This is a genomic window from Actinomadura keratinilytica (assembly GCF_039539665.1).
GTDB classification, from domain to species: domain Bacteria; phylum Actinomycetota; class Actinomycetes; order Streptosporangiales; family Streptosporangiaceae; genus Spirillospora; species Spirillospora keratinilytica.
The window spans coordinates 57,742-74,303 of the sequence record NZ_BAABDO010000019.1; the positions used below are offsets into that span (position 1 = coordinate 57,742).

Here is a 16,562-nt window from a genome sequence, read left to right on the forward strand (position 1 = left end):
GCCAGATGCGGCGGTGCGGGTCGGTGCCGCGGACCACCTGGACGCGCCACGGCTCCAGGCGCAGCACGTGGAACTGCGGGCTGCGCTGCCTGGAACGCGACGGCCTGGTCAGCCGCACGGTGCACGCCACCGTCCCGCCCCGCGTCGACTACGCCCTCACCCCGATGGGGCAGACCCTGCACGCCACCATCCGCCCCCTGGTCACCTGGACCGAGGAGCACCGGCAGCAGATCGCCGAGGCCCGCGACGCCTACGACCGGCGCATCGCGGCCGAGAAGGAGGCCGCCGCGCGGGAGGCCGCCGAACGCGACGCGATCGCCCGCCGCGTCCTGGCGCGCTGACCCGCCGGGCGGCGGTGCGGCGCCGATCCGGCCGGCCGTGGTCCGGGGAAGCGGCCGCGCCCGGACGTCGCCTAGCGTGAACGCCATGGAGACCGCCGCTCACGGGAGCCGCCCGGCGCACGTCGCCGACGGCCACGACATGATCCGCGTGCACGGCGCGCGCGAGAACAACCTGAAGGACGTCAGCATCGAGATCCCCAAACGCCGGCTGACGGTGTTCACCGGGGTCTCCGGCTCGGGCAAGAGCTCGCTGGTGTTCTCCACGATCGCCGCCGAGTCGCAGCGGATGATCAACGAGACCTACAGCGCGTTCGTCCAGGGCTTCATGCCCACGATGGCGCGGCCGGACGTCGACGTCCTCGACGGGCTGACCACCGCGATCATCGTCGACCAGGAGCGGCCGGGCGGCGACCCGCGCTCCACCGTCGGCACCCTCACCGACGCCAACGCGCTGCTGCGCATCCTGTTCAGCCGCCTGGGGGAGCCGCACATCGGCTCGCCCCAGGCGTTCTCCTTCAACGTCCCGTCGGTCCGGGCGGCCGGCGCGGTCACCGTCGAGCGCGGCGGCAAGAAGACCGAGAAGGTGACCTTCACCCGGACCGGCGGCATGTGCCCCGAGTGCGAAGGGCGGGGGACGGTCTCCGACATCGACGTCACCCAGCTGTACGACGCGGACAAGTCGCTCAACGAGGGCGCCATCACCGTGCCCGGCTTCAAGGTCGGCGGCTGGTCGGTGCGCTTCTACACCGAGTCGGGGTACTTCGACCCGGACAAGCCGATCCGCGACTACACCGAGCAGGAGCTGCACGACTTCCTCTACCGGGAGCCGACCAAGATCAAGATCGGCGGCGTCAACCTGACCTACGAGGGCCTGGTGGTCCAGGTCAGAAGGTCGTTCCTGGCCAAGGACCGCGAGTCGCTGCGGCCGCACATCCGGGCGTTCGTGGACCGGGTCGCCACCTTCGCCGTCTGCCCGGAGTGCGACGGCACCCGGCTGAGCGCGCCCGCCCGGTCATCGAAGATCAAGGGCGCCAACATCGCCGACCTGTGCGCGATGCAGGTCAGCGACCTGGCCGAGTGGGTGCGGGAGCTGGACGAGCCGTCGGTGCGGCCGCTGCTGACCACACTGCAGCACACCCTCGACAAGTTCGTGGAGATCGGCCTGGGCTACCTGTCGCTGAACCGCCCGACCGGCACGCTGTCGGGCGGCGAGGCGCAGCGCGTCAAGATGGTCCGCCACCTCGGCTCCGCGCTCACCGACGTCACCTACGTGTTCGACGAGCCCACCGTCGGCCTGCACCCGCACGACATCCAGCGCATGAACGACCTGCTGCTGCAGCTGCGCGACAAGGGCAACACCGTGCTCGTCGTGGAGCACAAGCCGGAGACGATCGCGATCGCCGACCACGTCGTCGACCTCGGCCCCGGCGCCGGCACCCACGGCGGCGCCGTCTGCTTCGAGGGCTCGGTCGACGGGCTGCGCCGCAGCGGCACCCTCACCGGCCGGCACCTGGACGACCGGGCCGTGCTCAAGGACCGGGTGCGCACGCCGACCGGCAAGATCGCGATCCGCGGGGCGAACACCAACAACCTGCGCGACGTCGACGTCGACATCCCGCTCGGGGTGCTCGTCGTCGTCACCGGCGTCGCCGGGTCCGGCAAGAGCTCGCTCGTCCACGGCTCCATGCCCGCGGACGCCGGCGTGGTGTCGGTCGACCAGTCGCCGATCCGCGGCTCGCGCCGCAGCAACCCGGCCACCTACACCGGGCTGCTGGACCCGATCCGCAAGGCGTTCGCCAAGGCCAACGGCGTCAAGCCGGCGCTGTTCAGCGCCAACTCCGAGGGCGCCTGCCCCACCTGCAACGGCGTCGGCGTCGTCTACACCGACCTCGGCATCATGCACGGCGTCTCGACCACCTGCGAGGAGTGCGAGGGCAGGCGGTTCCAGGCATCGGTGCTGGAGTACCGCCTCGGCGGCCGGAACATCAGCGAGGTGCTGGCGATGCCGGTCGCCGAGGCCGAGGAGTTCTTCGGCGCGGGCGAGGCGCGCATTCCCGCCGCGCACGCCATCCTCCGCCGGCTGGTGGACGTCGGGCTCGGCTACCTCGGCCTCGGCCAGCCGCTGACGACGCTGTCGGGCGGCGAGCGGCAGCGGCTGAAGCTCGCCATGCACCTGGGCGACGAGGGCGGCGTCTTCGTGCTGGACGAGCCCACCACCGGCCTGCACCTGGCCGACATCGAAAAGCTGCTCGGCCTGCTCGACCGGCTGGTGGACGCGGGCAGGTCCGTCATCGTGGTCGCGCACCACCAGGCGGTCATGGCGCACGCCGACTGGATCATCGACCTCGGCCCCGGCGCCGGTCACGACGGCGGCCGGATCGTCTTCCAGGGCACCCCCGCACAGCTCGTCGCCGACCGCTCCACCCTCACCGGCGAGCACCTCGCGGCGTACGTCGGCGCCTGAGCGGGTCTTCGGCCGCGCTTCGGCGGAACGGCCCGCCGGAGCGCGGTCAGCCGGCCTTCTCCTCGACGCCGACGATGTCGGCGCGCAGCGGTGCGACCTTCGCGCCGATCTCGCCGACGATGTCCTCGGGGACGCCCAGCCCGCGCAGCGTCTCGACCAGGTGGCCGACGACGGCGTCGAAGTCCTTGTCGGAGATGTTCAGGCCCGCGTGCGCGGCGGCCATGTCGCGGCCCTTGTAGATCTCCGATCCGCCGATGGCGGCGGCGATGAACGACCGCTGGTGGGACTTCAGGCGGGCCAGATCCGTGTCGGCGAAGAAGGGGGCGAGGTTGGGATCGGCCAGCAGCCGGGCGTAGAAGTCGTCCACCGCCGCCGCCACGGCCGCCGCACCACCGATCGAGTCGTAGATGCTCAAGACCGGCCTCCCGTCTGTCTGATCCGGGGTTCTCGCGGCCGACCGTAAGACGGCGAGGTTTCGCGGCGGTTCCCGTCTCTGGACGGCGCCGTCACAACAACCGCACAGCCGGTCACCTCCCGTTGTGATACCGGCACGTCAGCGGACCGACCGGGCGGATCGCCGCGAACCGGGGTGCGGCGGCGGCATGGCCGGGGTGCCGCGCCGCCCGCCGACGGCAACGATCGAGGGGCGTCTGCCGGAATACGGGTGATTCTCGATAAAGACGGCGTTGAGTGGCATTTGGGGGCTTTGTCGCTGGGCATCCCAAGGGCGTGGCGAATCTGAACCGTGGCGGTGGAGGGCGTCCGCCGACCCGGACGCCGACCGCCTCGCTCGGATCGCCGCTGGTAGTTGCGGCGATGTTCAGCGCGGAGCGCCGGGCTCCTTCCACTCGACCCCGGCGCTCCCGCGTTTGTGGTCAAGGCGCCGAGACGCGGGCCCGGTGACTCGAGGTGTGTCGCCACCGGGGACGCACCATTGTCTTCGCGGTTCACAAGCGGCTCGCCTGCCCGGCGCTGTGGGCTTGGTCGCTTGATGAACGGGCTCGTCTGCACTGCCGTTTCCGCAAGATGTCCGGTCTGTCGTGCCACGTGGAGGCGAGGCCGGGCGCGCGTGGTCTTGGTGAACCGAGGTGCAGTCGCCGCTGGGGTGCGCACACGTCGCATCACTACGGTTCACCGCGCCTGGGGCCGTGTCCGGTGGTCGTGGCGTTGCGCCATGGTGGAACTTGGGTGTGGGCAGCCGGGTCGTCTCCTGCTTGCAGTGGGCTCGTGGTTTCGCCGCCATCGCTGGGGCTGCGATCAGTGGGCGGGGCGGGGGTGCTGGTGCGCGCGTGCCGCATTAGTGGGGGTGAATGCGCGTTGGGGCTGTGTCCGGTGGTCGTGGCGTTGCGCCATGGTGGAACTTGGGTGTGGGCAGCCGGGTCGTCTCCTGCTTGCAGTGGGCTCGTGGTTTCGCCGCCATCGCTGGGGCTGCGATCAGTGGGCGGGGCGGGGGTGCTGGTGCGCGCGTGCCGCATTAGTGGGGGTGAATGCGCGTTGGGGCTGTGTCCGGTGGTTGTGGTGTTCGGCTGTGGTTGATCTTGGGTGGTGGCAGTCGGGGTGTCTGCTGCCTGCTGCGGGCCTGTGGCATGGCTGCTGTTATTTGGCGAGTGTGCTGGTCGGCGGGTGAGGCGGAGGTGTGGTCGCCGTGCGTGGTGCATGTGCCGTTTCAGTGCGGGTGACTGCGCCCTGGGGCCGTGTCTGGTGGTTGTGGCGTTGCGCCATGGTTGATCTTGGGTGTGGGTAGCCGGGGTGTCTGCTGCGGGCACGTGTCATCGCTGCTGTGCTTCGGCGAGCGTGCCGGTCAGTGGGCGGGGTGGGGGTGCTGTGGGGGGTGTGCGCGGTGCCGGATCAGTGCGGGTGACTGCCGCAGGAGGTCGGCATGAAGGACGCGGGGCGTCGCCCTCTGTCAGTTGAGAGGTCTCGGCGGCCGAGGGGCGGCATGGGCCCGGGCAGGTCAGAGGGAGTGCTTGGGGGCTGAGCGGCCCGCCGGCGGGGTTCCACGGCCACCGGCGCGTGGACGGCGGGTCGTCCCGGTCTCACATCGTCATCCCGATGGCGATCGCGATGATCGCGACGAGGGCCGCGACGGCGACGATGCCGGCGATGAGGCCGACGTTCACCCGGGCCGCCTTTTCCGGCTGCGCCTGCTGCTGGAAGTTCTGGAACTGCTGCGTAGACCCTGCCGGATCGTTGGGTGTCTGCGACATGCGGACGAGGATACGGAGGATTTCGATGTGATTCAGGGTGAATGACCCGAACGGTCTGGCTCCCTCGGGCCCCAGCGCGTCCGACCTGCGCCGGCGCCGCCGCTCCCACGGCACCGCCGCGCCCGCAAAGCCTGTGAACTCACCTCGGGCTTGGCGCTATCGTGGGGGCTGCTCACTGGAGGCTTCGCATAGTGGACGAGTGCGACGGTCTTGAAAACCGTTGAGTCGGCAGCCCCGGCTCCGTGGGTTCGAATCCCACAGCCTCCGCCACCTGCGGGGACGCGCCCCCAGCGCCCAGTCTGGACGCCGGGGGCGCGACCAAGATCTCTGGTAGTGACCAGAAAGTGACCACGGCGTCAAGAGCCCGTCTCCTGATCACTCTCCTGGTCACTATCGGCAGGAAGCAGCTGCAGTACCTTCTCCGCCGCGTCCTGGTGCACCGCCAGGCGCACGTGCTGATACAGGTCCTGCGTGATCCGCGTCGTCGAATGGCCGTGCCCGTCGGACACGATCTTGATGTCGACGCCCGCCTCCAGCATCAACGTCGCTGCGGTGTGCCGCGCCTCGTGCAGCTTGATCGGAGGCAGCCCGGCCCGGCGGGCGAGGATCTTGAAGTACTGCGACACCCAGTCCGGTGACAGCGGGGTCCCGTCCTCGCGGCAGAAGAAGAGACCGTGATCCTGGTAGACCTCGGCGTTGGCGAGGCGCTCGCGTCGCTGCCGGTCCCGGTGCGCGGGGATCAGCTTCACGGTCTCGGAGTCGAGGGCCACGATCCGCTCCCCCGCCTTGGTCTTGGGGGTGTCGAAGTGGAGCTTCCCGTGCAGCTGCAGGATCTCCTGCTCGACCCGCAGGTAGGGATTGCCCTCACCCTCGGGCAGCACGTCCTCGTTCCGCAGGCCGCATGCCTCCCCCCGGCGGAGGCCGCGCAGCAGGATGATCCGGTACAGCAGGCCGAGCCGATCATCGGCGGTCTTCTCCAGGAACGTGACGACCTGCTCGGGTGACCAGACGCGCGCCGGCGGCCGCTTCTCCGGCGGCAACTCGACGCTCATGCAGGGGTTGTAGTCGATGTGGCGGCGCTTGACGGCGACGTTCAGCGCGTTGCGGAGGGTCGCGAAGATCCGGTGCTGGGTGGCTGGGCCCGTGATCTTCTTGACCTTCCGCGTGTCGCCCGGCAGGCGCGGCTTCCGCTTCTCCTTCCGCGCCTGGACGATCTCGGCGTTGAACTCCTCGATCAGGTCGAACAGGCCGCCGATGTGCTCGGCCCGCAACTTGTCGAGCGGGATCTCACCGAGGTGCGGGATCAGCCAGTGGTCCATGTGCTTGCGGTAGGCGAGCCTGGCGGATGCCTTCAGCGTGCGCTTCCCGGCCAGCCAGTCCTCCAGCCACGCCGCAAGCGTCATGCTCGGCGCGTCGATCTCGATACCCGCACCGAGCTTGCGACGCACGTCCTCGACGGTGGGCAGCTCACCGCCGCGCTTGGACTTCTCGACGATCAGGTCACCGATGCGTCGGCGCAACTTGCCGTCGTCTTTGGCGAGCTTGATCAGGTCGTTGACGTGGTCGAGCGCGCTTTTGGCATCCGTCTGCGTGTCGTACCCGGCGCGCTTGAGACGGTGGCCGTCACGGCTGGTGATGTCGATGCGGACGTCGAACATCCAAGATCCGTGCCGCCGGCTGGACAGCTGAGGGCACTTCTGGTTGTAGTACTTCCCGGTCTCGGGGTCCCGGCAGTTGCAGCGTTTGTAGGTGGTGCCTTTCATTCGGTTCCTCGTCTGGTCAGGGGCAGAGCACCCGGATGTCGATGTCGAGCGGTAGGGGCACGTCCAGTCCGAGCACGCACAGCTCGCGCGTGTCGGCCCCGCGCACGCGGGGATGTTCCGACCGGATGAGCCCTACCCCCAGGCGACAGCCCGTCGGCCCCGCGCACGCGGGGATGTTCCGACTTGTCCGCGCCGGTCGGCAAGGTCGCGTTCGTCGGCCCCGCGCACGCGGGGATGTTCCGGTCTTGGGTTCGAGGTCGAGGTACTCGGCCAGGTCGGCCCCGCGCACGCGGGGATGTTCCGCTGGCGACGGCGAACCCGACCCCCGGGATCGGGTCGGCCCCGCGCACGCGGGGATGTTCCGATCCCGCTGCTGCCGCACGAGCTGGCGGCGCATAGTCCCCGCGCGAGCGGGGGTGGCCCGACTGCGGTGGGCAGATCAGCCCGTCGCGGCACTGGCGGCGCATAGTCCCCGCGCGAGCGGGGGTGGCCCAAACGAAACCGCCCCGTCCCTCCTCGGAGGGCGGGGCGGTTTCGCTGTGCGTCAGTGGCAGGTCTGGTCCGTGCCGACGACGGACAGGAACACCAGGATGCCGCCCCGCCGTCTGGGTGCCGCGCCCCCGGGGAGGGCTCCCCCCGGAGCGTGCCGGGGGCGCGGCGGTCTGGGGGCGGCGGCGCGGCGGGGATGACATATCGGCAGGCCGCGCCGCCGCCGAGTTGCCGCAGCCCCGGGCCCGTCCTCCACGGGGGCGCGGCGTGGGAGGGGACGACGGCGCCGGGACGCGGGGCGGGGTGCCACGGCGCGGCCGCCCCCGGCTCACCATTCGTCGTCGTCGAGCTGGACGAAGGCGCCGGCGAGGCGCCGCCACCAGGGCGGCCGGGGCGCCTCGTGCCGCCCGTACACCGGACGCCGCACACGCACCGGCTCGGGCTCGGCGGCCTGCTGCCGGGTGACCGGCTGCACCCCGGCGGCGGCCAGGCGCCGGCCGAGCTCGGCGGGCGTGGCCGCCGCGACCACCTCGTCACCGACCGGGTGACCGGTCGGCCGCAGCACCACCGCCATCCATGCCGCGTGGCGGTCGTCCCACCACACCGGCACGCGGTACAGGCGCTGCAAGTGGGCGGTGATGGCGGCGGTGTCCCACCGCACCGGCCCGGCGGGCTCTGCTGGCGGGGTCACCGTGCGGCCTCTTCGGCACGGCGCTCCGCCCGCTGGGCGAGGCGGCCGAGGATGTGCAGGACCGCGTCGGCCTCGTGCTCGCCGTCGGCCTCGCCGATCGGCTCGCCCGCCTCGGTGAAGAACCACAGGCGGCCGCCGTCCTCTGCCCTCGGCCGACAGGTGATCGTCAGCGAGACACCGGTCGCGTCCTCGACGTGCAGCATGCGGGTGACCGTCAACCCGCGCATGGCCAACTGCCGACCGAGCGCGGCGAGAGGGTCGTACGAGTCGGGGATATCCGTACGATCGTGCATAGTCGGACCTCCGTTGTCCGGCGAGGCCCCGGGACTCCCCGCTGATGGCGCAGCGGCCCGGGGTCGTTTCGTGTGGGGGTGTTGTCGGGGGGCCGTGCGGTGGGTGCGGGCAGCGCATCACAGTGCGAGACAACCCGCGTGCCGCGCACACCCGGGGGATGAGAGGCGCGCGGCATGTCCGGGTGACCGACCCGGACGATCAGGCCGCACAACCCCCGCCAGTCGGTCTCCACGGGGGCGGCCCCCCGCACGATGATCCGGGCAGGCAGCTGTGCGGCGTCATCGGGTCCTGCGGCCGGTGCGCCAGGCTGCCGCGCACCGGCCGCGAGACGTCCCCCCTGGGTCGCGGCCCCGTTGACCCCGCATGCCAACGGTTCGCTCGGGGCCGCGACGTCCATGCACTTGTACATGCTTGTCCATGGACATGCATGTCTATCTGTAGCCAGCCATACCCTTCTATGGTCTGGCAAGTGATGATCACCGATGGGCCGACGCCGAAGTGGGCCCAGCTCGCCGCCCTCCTGCGCGAGAGGATCCGGACCCTGGCACCTGGTGAGCTGATCCCCAGCGAGCATGAGCTTGAAAGGGACACCGGGCTGGCTCGCGGCACCATCCGCAAGGCCATCGCGGCGTTGCGCGATGAGGGGCTGATCGTCACGACGCGAGGCAAGGGCTCCTATGTCGCCGAGCGTGCCGAGCGTGGCGATTGACCTGCCGCTCGCCGGTGTTTGTGTCACGCGTCACAGAGTTCCGCCTACTCACGGATTGCGCAACGGACGCACTGTCCTACTCTCCGTGGCCGTGTCCGGCCACGCTCGGACGTTGTGTCCTACCTACGGCTGAGCTTCGGGCGCCAGGTAGGACGCTGCGTCCTACTCAATGCCGAGATCGCGGCACATAGCCCGAATCACCGGCGACGGCCGAGTCTGGATCTCCCGCACCTCCGCCGCCAACGTACGCGCCAACCCTTGGTGCCTGAACCACACTCTCGACATGGCCCTCGCCTCCGCCAGCGTTGTCTCAGCGGCACGAGGCTGCCCCGCGTCGACGTGAGCCCGCGCGACGTCGAGGAGATGGCGGGCACGGGAGATGCCGCGCAGGTTCCCCACCCGGACGTTCTTGGCCGCCTTCAGAGCCTGCCCAGGTTTCTTCAGCACGGCGTACGCGTGCACGGCCTGCATGGCAACCGTGGCTGGCCCGAACCCGGTTTGGTAGACGTCGACTCGATGCCCGATCCGCTCGGCTGCGGCCGCAGCCTTGGAGACGTAGTCCTTCGGGTCCTTGCCAGCGGCGCACGCCGGAGCGAGCGCTGTCATCAGGAGGTTGCCCCACGCGGCGAGGTGCTCGTCCGGCGCGCTGAAGCTCGGCTCGATCTGCTCGGCGACTCGCATTGCCAGATCCTCGGCCTCGGCCAGCCGCGCCTGGTGGTGAAGCACCCACGCGTACGTGCCCTGCACGGTGGCCCACTGCCATTCGTCGTCGCCTTCGGCGGCCGCGACGATGCCGCGTTCGGCGCCGATGGCGGCCAGGTCGTCCCGTCCGAAGTGCACCATGAGGCAGGCGCCGAGCTGGTACGCCTGTGCGAGTGGCGCCGCGGCGGCCGGGCCGAGTGAACGGTGGGTCAGCCTCGCCTCAGTGATCAGGCCGGGCACCGCCGCAGCCACCTTGCCGAACTCGCCAGCCCAGTACGCCTCCCAAGCGGTTGTCACTGCTGCGGTGAGGTCTGGGAGGGGCGTGGGGTCGCCGTGGTCCTCGGCGTCCAGGCCGGGGAGCCCTGGCAGGAGGGACGGCGAGAGGATCGCGTCGCGGACGGCGAGGACGCTCGCGCCGTCGCGGTCCTCACCGAGCCGCTCCCGCTTGCCGACTAGCTCGCCCAGCTCGACGTCGAGCGCATTCGCCAGCCGCATCAACGTCGTGGTGCGTTCACCCTGTCGGCGGCCTTGTTCGAGTTTGGCGATGGTGGCTTTGCTGAGCCCTGACTTCTCTGCCAGTCCCTCCTGGCTGAGGCCGCGCTCGACGCGCAGGCGCTTCAGATTCTCACGGATCGTGCTAGTTTCGGGCATAGGCCCTGCACCTCCTGAAGCCTCGACACCTTCAGGCTACGGCGCGGGGCCTGCGCGCGTCAGGGGGTCCTGTTTCCTTCGGTTACTCGCCGATCTTCTTGCTGTACAGCGTGATGGTCTCGTCCGGCGACACCATCGTTCCGGCCTTCGGGGACTGGCGGACGACCTGCCAGTTGCGGTCGAACACCAGCATGCGGCCCTGCCCGGTGGCGTCCTCCTCGGCCAGCCCCCACAGGCCGGCGCGCTGCATGATGTCCTGCGCCTCCTGGTGGTTCTTGCCGACCACGTTCGGCACCCGGATCTTCGGGGTGGGCGACGGGGACGACTTGGACGGCGTGGGGGGCGGCGAGTCGCTGGGCGACGTGCTCGGCTCGGTGGACGCGGGCGCCTCGCTGGTCGACGTCTCGGATGCGGCGACGGCCTTCGGGCTCGACGTGGGGTCGGGCGCGCTGGCGAGCCCCATGCCTCCGACGCAGCCCACCGCCAGGCCGCCGACAGCGCACACCACGCACAGCAGGAACACGATGGCACCGTGAACGCCGCAGGCGCGCGGCTGCATTGGGGGTGGGCCGGGTGGCGGTCCGTACATGGCGTCTCCGAGGTGTTGGGGAAGTCGCTCGTGTGACGCCGGGGAACGAACGGCCGTTCACGACGGCCACGCTGGTGTCACCATCCGGCCATCGCTCTCCGCCACGCCAGACGAGCCATGCGCCGCGCCCGGTAGCGGGCGCCAGCCCGGGCGACAGAGCGTTCCAGGCGGGCATCGTGAGGGCCCGGCGAAGTGACCACGAAGTGACCACGCGGCACGCCACCCGCTCGCGCGGCGTTCCACCCATCCGCACAACTACCTGCGGGAACCGCGCGGGATGATCTCCACTCGCACCCGCCCGCACAGATGAGACGGTCTTGAAAACCGTTGAGTCGGTAGCCCCGGCTCCGTGGGTTCGAATCCCACAGCCTCCGCCACGTACGGTGCCCGCCCCGGCGGGTGCGGTCGGATGGACGCGTAGTGCGAGCAAATGCTCACTCTCGGTGAAATCCGGTGGGGTGGACGACCGCATCCCGATACACTGGCGGGATTGAGAACTGGTGCTCACCCGGCGTCTTGCGGCGGACCGGATCCGCGTCCCGCACCACCGCGGCCACCACGGCCGGCGGTACCCATGGGTGACGGACGAGGAGTGGATCCCCACAACGACTGCCTGTTCAGTGGCCTCGCCGGTCGCTGTCGCGTGACCCGCACGGGATGGCCGGTCGTCCCTCCGCAGGGGCCTGAACAGGACGGATAGACTGACGCACGGACGCGCCGGCGGACAGGCGAACCGCGAACAATGATGAGGGCGATGTGAGCAACGGCAGCTTCATCTCGACCACGATCCCATACGTCAATGCGCGGCCTCATCTCGGGCATGCGCTGGAGTACGTTCAGGCGGATTGCTTCGCGCGGTTCCAACGCCTCCAGGGAGGCGATGTCTTCTTCCTGACGGGCTCCGACGAGAACAGCCTGAAAAACGTCATCGCCGCGGAGGCGGAGGGCATCTCCACCCGCGAGCTGGTGGACCGGAACGTCGTCTACTTCGAGCAGCTCACCGAGCAGCTGGGGATGAGCCAGGACGACTTCATCCGCACCAGTGTCGACCCGCGGCACATCGCGGGGGCGTCCCGCGTGTGGGAGCTGATCGCCGCCAACGGCGACATCTACAAGAAGACCTACGAAGGGCTTTACTGCGTCGGCTGCGAGCAGTTCTACACGCCGGCGGAACTGGTGGACGGAAAGTGCCCCGAGCACCTGGTGCCGCCGGAGCTGGTCAGCGAGGAGAATTACTTCTTCCGGCTTTCCCGCTACCAGAACCAGTTGCTGGACGCCTATAAGTCCGGTGCGCTGCAGATCGTGCCGACCAGCCGTTACAACGAGGTCGTCAGCTTCGTCGAGGCGGGGCTGGAGGACATCAGCGTCTCCCGCTCCACCGAGCGCGCCCGCGGCTGGGGCATTCCGGTGCCCGGCGACCCCAGCCAGGTGATCTACGTCTGGATCGACGCGCTCACCAACTACATCACCGCCCTGGGCTGGGCCGACGGCGACGAGAAGTACCGGCGCTACTGGGCGGAGGCCGAATCCCGCGTCCACATCCTCGGCAAGGGCGTCACGCGGTTCCACGCGGTCTACTGGCCGGCGATGCTCATGTCGGCCGGGCTGCCGCTGCCCACCAAGACGGTCGTCCACGGATACATCACCGCCAACGGGCGCAAGCTCAGCAAGTCGCTGGGCAACGTCGTCGACCCCGTGGCGGTGGTCGGCAAGTACGGACTGGACGCGGTGCGCTACGCCCTGCTCGCCGACATCTCGCCCTTCGAGGACGGCGACTTCAACGAGGAACGGCTCGTCCAGCGCTACACCACCGACCTCGCCAACGGCCTGGGCAACCTGGTCAGCCGGGTGGCCAGCATGATCGGCCGGTACCGGAAGGGGACGATCCCGCAGGCCGCGGGCGAGCGCACCGACCTGGACGAGCAGCTCGCCCGGCAGGTGGCCGAGAGCGTCGAGGGCGTCGTGGCGGCGATGGGCCGCTACGACCACCGCGAGGCGCTGGCCCACGTCGGCGACCTGATCCGCGCGTCCAACTCCTACGTCGACGGCAACGCGCCCTGGCACCTGGCCAAGGCGGCGAAGGCGGGCGACAAGGCGGCCGACGCCCGTATGGACACCGTCTTCCTGCACCTCACCGGCGCCATCCGCCAGGTGGGCCTGCTGCTGCTGCCGTTCCTGCCCGGGTCGGCGGAGAAGATCCTGGCGACGATCGGCGAGGAGGGCCGCCGCCTGGGCGACCCGGCTGAATGGCTGGAGGGCCTGCCGGGCCGCACGATGGTGAAGCCGGAGCCGATCTTCCCCCGGATGGAACTGGAGGACTGAGCGGCCGCACGCGGACCACTGCAGAAGACGGCCCGCCCCGCCGTCCCACGTGAGACGGCGGGGCGGGCCGTTTCCGACCGGTGGGGCCGGGCACGGGTCACAGGCGCTTGGGCTTGGTGGTGGAGTGCGCCCAGCGCTTGTTGGTGTCGTTGACCTCCCGCTCCGCGGCGGTCAGTTCGACCTTGAACGGGATGCCCGGACGGCCGCCGACCTTGACCAGGAACTTGCCTCGGCCGGGCGGCTCGCCGTCCCGGTTCAGCGTCGGGTCCCAGGAGGGCGGCGTCGACCAGTCCACGATCATGTTCTGCTCGGCGGTGGACAGCCGGACCACCTCGTTGACCATGGGCATCTCCGCCTGCGGCAGGCCGCCGCAGATGACCATGCCCGCGCGTTCGGCGAAACCCTTGGCCTTGAGCTGGTCGGCGGGGTCCGGCAGCGCCAGCAGGTCGGCCATGGTGTGCGTGATCATCGCCTGGCCGAGCCCGCGCTGGCGGTTGAGGCGGGTGAGCGCGTCCACCCGGTCCACCAGGCCCCGTCCGGCGCGCAGCACCCGCCACAGCTCGTCGAGGACGACGAAGAAGTGCCGCTGGGGGCCCATGCCCTGGTCGGCCAGGGCATGGGAGGCCTCCACCGCGCCGAACCCGTCCGACCAGCACGCCAGCAGCACGGCAGCCTGGAGTTCGGCGTCGGCGTCGTCGATCCCGCTGATGTCGATGCACACGCCGCCGGGGGAGTCCAGCCTGATCGGGGTGGTGGTGTGGTGGGCGAACGTCTCCCCCATCGGCCCGTCCAGCAGGCCGAGCAGTGAGGCGTGCAGCGGGTCCACGGCCTTGCGGTAGCGCTCCTCGCTGCCGCGCGCCAGGGTGACGCTGCGCAGCCGCTCCGGCCCCTCGTCGATCACCTTGATCAGGTCCGGCAGGATCGGCACGCCCTTGTGCCGTTCGTCCAGCACTCGCAGCGCGGCGTTCAGGATGGTGCGCTCGGTGTCGGCGATGGGCGTGCCGCGCAGGACCGTCACCAGCGCGGCGACCATGTTCAGCCGCCGGCCGTGCGCGTCGGCCGCCAGCTTGGCGCGCGCGTCGCCGGACAGCTTGGCCGCGGCGGCGGCCGTCTCCCCCGGGTCGAGCACGTTCAGCGAGCCCAGCCCGCGGCCGAGCTTGATGATCTGCCCGCCCAGCGCGCGGATCAGATCGACGTAGTCGGGCTTGAGGTCGCCGAGCACCATGGGGAACACGCCGTAGCCGGTCAGCCCCACCACCATGCGCCGGATCAGCGTGGACTTGCCCAGGCCCGGCTTGCCCAGCACCAGCACGGAGGGGTTGTGGATCAGCCCCGCGCGCTGGAACCAGGAGATCGGGTCGCAGCACAGCGTGGTCCCGCCCATCAGCTCCCGGCCGAGCGGCACCCCCACCATGGGCGTGCCCGACCCGGCGCCGAACGGCCACAGGCCGCACACCTGGACGGTGGTGCCGCGCCACTCCGGCGGTGCCTCCACGTACCCGGCGCGGCCGCCGCCCCGCCCGGCGAAGCCGCGCATGCCGGGCCGGGGCGCCGCGGGGGACCTCTGCTCGGACGCGTGGTCCTCCTTGTTCTTCTTCGCCTTCTTCTTGCCCTTCTTGTTCTTCTTGAGGTTCTCGTCGCCGGCCGCCGGTCCGATGCCCGCGGCCGGGTGGGCGAGCGGATCGGTGGAGGTGCTCACATCGCCTCCCGCACCATCGCAGGAACCTGGAGGTGGTCGGGCAGCACGATGCCGAGGGGCAGGGCCGCCGCGAACGCCGACGCCTGCGACCCGTACATGCGCCGCAGCTGCACCCGGGCGGGCGGCGCGAGCGTGTCGATCGCCGCGGTCGCCAGCGACAGCTCCTCCACCGACCGCACCGTGGCGGTGACCAGCATCGCGAACCGCACCAGCCCGGCTCCCTTGGCCTCCTCGCGGGCGGACTGGTCCGCCGCCGCGACGGCGACCGCGTCCCGCGCGGCGGTCTGGGCGCCGGAGATGCGGAACCGGGCGTCCTTGCGGTCCCGCTCCACGATCTTGGCCGCCGCGCCCGGATCGTACGGCCGGTACAGGAGCGTGACGCGCTTGCGGGCGATGTCCCGGTGCGGGGACACCAGCCCGGTCAGCACGTTGGACAGCACCTCCCCGCGCGGCGCCTCCGACATGCCCCAGGTGACCGAGACGCCCGAGTCGTGGACGTACCGGTCCCAGTACTCCTGCGCCGCGACGGGACCGGCGTCGTCCCAGCTGATCTCCTCGTCGCCGAGGGTCTCCAGCAGCGACTGCGCGTCCGGGTCGTAGGCCACCCGCACGGCCTTGGCCAGCTCCGTCGCGGTCATCGGACGGGCGGTTCCGGCGCCGGTCATCGCCAGGTTCGCGGTGAGCCCGGGGATGCGGGTGCCGATCTCGCGGGCCATCTCCTCCATGGTGCGGCGCTTGGCGCCCGGCCGCGGCGCGGCCGAGTAGGTGACCGCGACCCTGGTGGAGACCTGGGCGCTGCCGGCCGGGTAGGTCCGGGTGATCTCCTCCAGGGTCTGCCGGGCCAGCTCCGGGGCGTTCGGGTCGACGTTGCCCTCGACCTCCCGCTGGAGCCGGTAGCCCAGGTCGGGCGCCGTCTCGATGGTCACGCTGGCGGCGACCAGGCTCGGCTCGAACGCCAGCGAGGCCAGCCACTGCCCCCAGTAGGCGACCCACGTGTCGATCTGGTCCTGGTCGACCAGGGCCGCCCCGTCGGCGGCGCACTCGAACACCGCGGTGTAGTGGCCGGTCGAGGGGATCATGACCATCGCGAACGGGCGGCCGTAGGAGTCCTGCGCCTCCACCAGCCGGGACGCGGCCATCAGCCCCGGCAGGCGGTGGCCGCCGCGCACGGTGATGCCCAGCGGCCCGGACCGGTACAGGTGCCAGCCCCGGGAACGCCCGCGCCACCAGGCGATCCGCGCGGTGGCGGCCTGCAGGGCCGTGCGGCCGTGCCGGTCCTGGACCACCAGGGGCAGCATCACGACGCCCAGGACCACTGCCGCGATCACCGCGGCCCACAGCGACACCATCGCCGACAGGGCGATGGTCACCAGGCCGAGCATGAGGATGCCGGTGCCGAGCATCCCGAGCCGGCCGATGCCGGGTGAGACGGGTTTGCGCCAGTTGCCGTAGGTGCGCTCCACTCGGTTATCTGCTGCCACTCGGACCATCTCCCTCGTCGGCCGCGTTGTTCGCCGCGTTGCGTGCCGTGTCGGCGGCCTTGTCGGCGGCCGCCTTGGCGGCGCCCGCCGCCGCTCCTGCGGCCGCACCGGCCGGGCCTCCTGCGGCACCGGCCGCGGCCCCGCTTGCCGCGCCGCCGGC

General features: G+C 71.0%; 13 protein-coding genes and 1 tRNA gene. 5 read left to right on the forward strand and 9 right to left on the reverse strand.

What is annotated here, in order from left to right:
- Positions 1-23 precede the first annotated feature (23 nt).
- Positions 24-341 (forward strand): winged helix-turn-helix transcriptional regulator, encoded by a 318-nt coding sequence (locus ABD879_RS09520; protein ID WP_345019545.1) that lies wholly within the window; start codon positions 24-26, stop codon positions 339-341.
- An 85-nt stretch (positions 342-426) separates the two neighbouring features.
- Positions 427-2,805, forward strand: a complete 2,379-nt coding sequence (locus ABD879_RS09525; protein ID WP_345019547.1) for an ATP-binding cassette domain-containing protein — start codon at positions 427-429, stop codon at positions 2,803-2,805.
- A gap of 46 nt (positions 2,806-2,851) precedes the next feature.
- On the opposite strand, the gene ABD879_RS09530 is transcribed toward ABD879_RS09525, so the two are convergent.
- Complete coding sequence (locus ABD879_RS09530; RefSeq protein WP_345019550.1) at positions 2,852-3,220, reverse strand: group I truncated hemoglobin; 369 nt, start codon at positions 3,218-3,220, stop codon at positions 2,852-2,854.
- Positions 3,221-4,841: 1,621 nt separating this feature from the next.
- Complete coding sequence (locus ABD879_RS09535) at positions 4,842-5,012, reverse strand: hypothetical protein (RefSeq protein ID WP_345019552.1); 171 nt, start codon at positions 5,010-5,012, stop codon at positions 4,842-4,844.
- Between the two features lie 177 nt (positions 5,013-5,189).
- Here ABD879_RS09535 and ABD879_RS09540 point away from each other — a divergent pair.
- Positions 5,190-5,282: transfer RNA gene (locus tag ABD879_RS09540), tRNA-Ser, on the forward strand.
- 86 nt (positions 5,283-5,368) lie between these two features.
- Here ABD879_RS09540 and ABD879_RS09545 read toward each other — a convergent pair.
- The 3 genes from ABD879_RS09545 to ABD879_RS09555 form a co-directional block, all read right to left on the reverse strand.
- Entirely contained in the window at positions 5,369-6,775 is a 1,407-nt protein-coding gene (locus tag ABD879_RS09545; RefSeq protein WP_345019554.1) for a tyrosine-type recombinase/integrase, read from the reverse strand.
- Between the two features lie 817 nt (positions 6,776-7,592).
- Positions 7,593-7,955, reverse strand: a complete 363-nt coding sequence (locus tag ABD879_RS09550) for a hypothetical protein (RefSeq protein ID WP_345019556.1) — start codon at positions 7,953-7,955, stop codon at positions 7,593-7,595.
- Positions 7,952-8,248, reverse strand: coding sequence for a hypothetical protein (locus tag ABD879_RS09555; RefSeq protein WP_345019558.1), 297 nt, complete (start codon positions 8,246-8,248; stop codon positions 7,952-7,954). The genes ABD879_RS09550 and ABD879_RS09555 overlap by 4 nt, the downstream gene beginning before the upstream one ends.
- A gap of 473 nt (positions 8,249-8,721) precedes the next feature.
- Between ABD879_RS09555 and ABD879_RS09560 the strand changes: the two genes are divergently transcribed.
- Positions 8,722-8,958 (forward strand): GntR family transcriptional regulator, encoded by a 237-nt coding sequence (locus tag ABD879_RS09560; protein WP_345019578.1) that lies wholly within the window; start codon positions 8,722-8,724, stop codon positions 8,956-8,958.
- 162 nt (positions 8,959-9,120) lie between these two features.
- On the opposite strand, the gene ABD879_RS09565 is transcribed toward ABD879_RS09560, so the two are convergent.
- Positions 9,121-10,311: a helix-turn-helix domain-containing protein gene (locus tag ABD879_RS09565; protein WP_345019560.1), complete on the reverse strand. Its 1,191-nt coding sequence runs from the start codon at positions 10,309-10,311 to the stop codon at positions 9,121-9,123.
- Between the two features lie 82 nt (positions 10,312-10,393).
- Positions 10,394-10,834, reverse strand: coding sequence for a PASTA domain-containing protein (locus ABD879_RS09570; protein WP_345019562.1), 441 nt, complete (start codon positions 10,832-10,834; stop codon positions 10,394-10,396).
- A gap of 822 nt (positions 10,835-11,656) precedes the next feature.
- On the opposite strand from ABD879_RS09570, the gene ABD879_RS09575 reads away from it, so the two are divergent.
- Positions 11,657-13,222, forward strand: a complete 1,566-nt coding sequence (locus ABD879_RS09575) for a class I tRNA ligase family protein (RefSeq protein ID WP_345019564.1) — start codon at positions 11,657-11,659, stop codon at positions 13,220-13,222.
- Positions 13,223-13,319: 97 nt separating this feature from the next.
- Here ABD879_RS09575 and ABD879_RS09580 read toward each other — a convergent pair whose 3' ends face one another.
- Together ABD879_RS09580 and ABD879_RS09585 are read right to left on the reverse strand one after the other, a co-directional pair.
- Positions 13,320-14,921 (reverse strand): ATP/GTP-binding protein, encoded by a 1,602-nt coding sequence (locus ABD879_RS09580; protein WP_345019566.1) that lies wholly within the window; start codon positions 14,919-14,921, stop codon positions 13,320-13,322.
- Positions 14,918-16,402, reverse strand: a complete 1,485-nt coding sequence (locus tag ABD879_RS09585; RefSeq protein WP_345019568.1) for an SCO6880 family protein — start codon at positions 16,400-16,402, stop codon at positions 14,918-14,920. Before ABD879_RS09585 ends, ABD879_RS09580 begins: the two co-directional genes overlap by 4 nt.
- Between the last annotated feature and the right edge of the window lie 160 nt (positions 16,403-16,562).

Coding starts and splice junctions, on each gene's coding strand:
- ABD879_RS09525 (WP_345019547.1), top strand. CDS start 427: ATGGAGACCGCCGCTCACGGGAGCCGCCCGGCGCACGTCGCCGACGGC.
- ABD879_RS09535 (WP_345019552.1), bottom strand. CDS start 5,012: ATGTCGCAGACACCCAACGATCCGGCAGGGTCTACGCAGCAGTTCCAG.
- ABD879_RS09545 (WP_345019554.1), bottom strand. CDS start 6,775: ATGAAAGGCACCACCTACAAACGCTGCAACTGCCGGGACCCCGAGACC.
- ABD879_RS09555 (WP_345019558.1), bottom strand. CDS start 8,248: ATGCACGATCGTACGGATATCCCCGACTCGTACGACCCTCTCGCCGCG.
- ABD879_RS09560 (WP_345019578.1), top strand. CDS start 8,722: ATGATCACCGATGGGCCGACGCCGAAGTGGGCCCAGCTCGCCGCCCTC.
- ABD879_RS09565 (WP_345019560.1), bottom strand. CDS start 10,311: ATGCCCGAAACTAGCACGATCCGTGAGAATCTGAAGCGCCTGCGCGTC.